The organism is Streptomyces fildesensis, assembly GCF_016107395.1.
In the GTDB taxonomy this organism is placed as follows: domain Bacteria; phylum Actinomycetota; class Actinomycetes; order Streptomycetales; family Streptomycetaceae; genus Actinacidiphila; species Actinacidiphila fildesensis.
Window position 1 is genome coordinate 1 of sequence record NZ_JAAIKO010000334.1, and the last position, 249, is coordinate 249.

At 45.4% G+C, this 249-nt stretch carries 1 protein-coding gene; it reads left to right on the forward strand.

Annotation, left to right across the window (positions count from 1 at the left end; translation table 11 throughout):
• Window positions 1-40: 40 nt before the first annotated feature.
• A partial coding sequence (locus C6N31_RS43110) for a hypothetical protein (RefSeq protein WP_232486383.1) occupies window positions 41-249 on the forward strand: 209 nt, incomplete at its 3' end.

The following is a 249-nucleotide window of genomic DNA, read 5'->3' on the forward strand; positions in this document are numbered from 1 at the left end:
GGATCTTCAACGAATATTACGTAATATTAAATCTGAAGACATGATGGAAAATCTTGATGGAGGCCTGGGACTAGGGGATATCCTGAAGCCCGATCTCATACTGCCTTTGATCGAGACGCTGCCCTTGCAAGAAAGATTAGCCTCGTACCTTCCGAAGGAAGAGTGGACGCCAGAAAATGTTTTAGATTTGTTTCAGAGCCCTCCTTTTCGCAGACAACTAGATTCTTTCACTGACGTACTCCGGACAGG